Here is a 2,515-nt window from a genome sequence, read left to right as displayed (position 1 = left end):
GGAACAGCAGGAATTCGCCCTGGTGGCCGAGGCGGAGAAGAACGCCTGGTTCATGGAGGAAGCCTGGGTCGACCAGTGGCTGGACGAGAGCTTCCGCGAATTCAAGCAGGCCCAGCGGCCGAACCGTCCGCTGCGCGACGACGATTTTCCCCATGCCTGCGAGCATTGGGCGCGTTACCTCGCCTATCTCGCCCTGATCGACGAGGCGGAAATCCTGCCCCGCATCCGCCTGATCGACACGGTGTCCGACGCCGGCCGGCGCGTGCCGGTCGAGGTCGATCTCGTGCTCGACATCGGCAATTCGCGGACCTGCGGCATCCTGCTCGAATCCCATGCCGACGACCGCATGGACCTCAACGACAGCTATGTCCTCGAACTCCGCGACCTCGGCCATCCCGAACAGGCTTACGGCAAGCCGTTCGAGAGCCGGGTCGAATTCGCCCGGGCGAGTTTCGGCAAGGAAGCGGCCTCCCGCCGCTCCGGCCGGGCCAATGCCTTCTGGTGGCCCAGCCCCTTGCGCGTCGGGCCGGAAGCCATGCGTCTTGCCGGCGATGCCCTCGGCAACGAGGGGGCGACGGGCCTGTCCAGCCCCAAGCGTTACCTGTGGGATACCAGGCCGCTGGTGCAGGGCTGGCGCTTCAACGGCCTCGGCCCCGACGGCATCACCACCGAGCCGCCGGTATCGGGCCCGATCATGGGCCTGATGACCGAGGATGGCGACGTGCTGCGGCAATTGCCGGCGGGCAAGGGCCAGCCGGCGGTGCGGGCGAAATTCTCCCGCTCGGCGATCTATAGTCTTCTTCTCGTCGAAATCCTGTTCCAGGCCATGGCCATGATCAACGCGCCGGAAATCCGCCTGGCGCGCAAGCATGGCGACGTGCCGCGTCGCCTGCGCCGCATCGTGCTGACCATGCCGCCGGCCCTGCCCGTGGCCGAGCAGCGCCTGATGCGCCGAAGGGCCGAAGGGGCGGTGAAACTGGCGTGGGATCTGATGGCGCAGGCCGCCGTCGATGGCACCCTGCCGCCGGAGCCTTCGGTGGTGCTGAACCTCGACGAAGCCTCGGGCACCCAACTGGTCTATCTCTATACCGAGATCACCCAGAAATTCCGCGGCGATTACGATGCCTTCTTCGGCCTGAAGGGCCGCATCCGCACCGCCGAAGGTTACGGGCCGGAGCCGTCGCTGCGCATCGCCTCCATCGACATCGGCGGCGGCACCACGGATCTGATCGTCACGACCTACACGGTCGAGGGGCAGCGGGCGATCAATCCGGCGCAGAATTTCCGCGAAGGCTTCAAGCTGGCGGGCGACGACATCCTCGCCGCCGTGATCGAGCGGCACATCCTGCCGGCCATCGCCAGGGGGCTGGCGGCGGCGGGCGTCACCGACCCGGCGGCCATGCTGAAGAAACTGTTCTCGGGCAATCGCGGCTCCGAAACCGAGGTGGAGCGCCATCTGCGCCGCCAGTTCGTCGCCCAGGTGCTGGAGCCCGCCGGCCTTGCCCTGCTGCACGCCTACGAACAGGGCGGCAGCGGCCCCCATGCCGGCGCCGAGACCCGCCGGCTGGACAGCCTGATGGATCGCAACCTGCCGCCCACGTTGCGGGTGCTGCGCTTCTTCGAGACCGAGGCGACGGACCATGGCGCCAGCGGCTTCGACGTCGGCGCGGTCGAGGTCGCCATCGACCTCGCCCAGATCGAGGCGACGGTGCTCGCCGTCATCGGCCAGACCCTGGCCGACCTCGCCGAGGTCATCCATGCCTATGATTGCGACATCCTGCTGCTGTCGGGCCGGCCGTCGCGTCTGCCGGCCATCGCCAAGGTGATGCTGGCGAAACTGCCGGTGATGCCGGACCGGGTGATCCCCATGCACCAATATGCCGTGGGGACCTGGTATCCCTTCCGCGACGTGAATGCGCGGATCGAGGACCCGAAGACCGCGGCCGCCGTCGGCGCCATGCTCTGCGGCCTCGCCGAGGGGCATCTGGAAGCCTTCCTGATGCGCACCTCGCGCCTTGTCATGAAATCGACCGCGCGCTTCTTCGGCCAGATGGAGATTTCGGGTCAGGTGCTTCGCCGCAACGTCTTCCTCGCCGATCCGACGCTGGACGCCCGCACGGGCGAGGGCGGGGGCGAGAGTTTCATCCTCGATTTCTACGCCCCGGTCTTCATCGGCTTCCGCCAGCTCGATCTGGAACGCTGGCCGGCGACGCCGCTCTATTTCCTCGAATTCGCCAATCCTTCGGCGACGGCCGGCCTCGCCCTGCCGCTGAAGGTGACGATCGAGCGGGCGGAAGTGGACAGCGACCACATGGACCGCTGGGAGGATTTCCGCATCGCCGATGTCGAGGACGCTGACGGTAACAGCCGGCGCGGCGCCGTCACCCTGCGCCTGCAGACCCTGAAGGCGGCGCAAGGCTATTGGCGCGATACCGGCGTGCTCGGGGTAATGTGAGGCGCATGATGAGCATCGACCATTCCGCCGAAAACGAGACGCTGCGCGCCAAGGCCGCCG

1 protein-coding gene is annotated in these 2,515 nt (G+C 67.7%); it reads left to right on the top strand.

What is annotated here, in order from left to right:
* Window positions 1-2,455, top strand: a 2,455-nt coding sequence (locus WC493_RS23840; RefSeq protein ID WP_373069250.1) for a virulence factor SrfB, incomplete at its 5' end; no start/stop codon positions are given.
* Window positions 2,456-2,515 lie beyond the last annotated feature (60 nt).

The sequence above is a fragment of the Zavarzinia sp. genome (assembly GCF_041650655.1).
Taxonomy (GTDB): Bacteria; Pseudomonadota; Alphaproteobacteria; order Zavarziniales; family Zavarziniaceae; genus Zavarzinia.
Note: the sequence above shows the minus strand (reverse complement) of the source record. Positions and strands in the feature narration are given on the sequence as shown.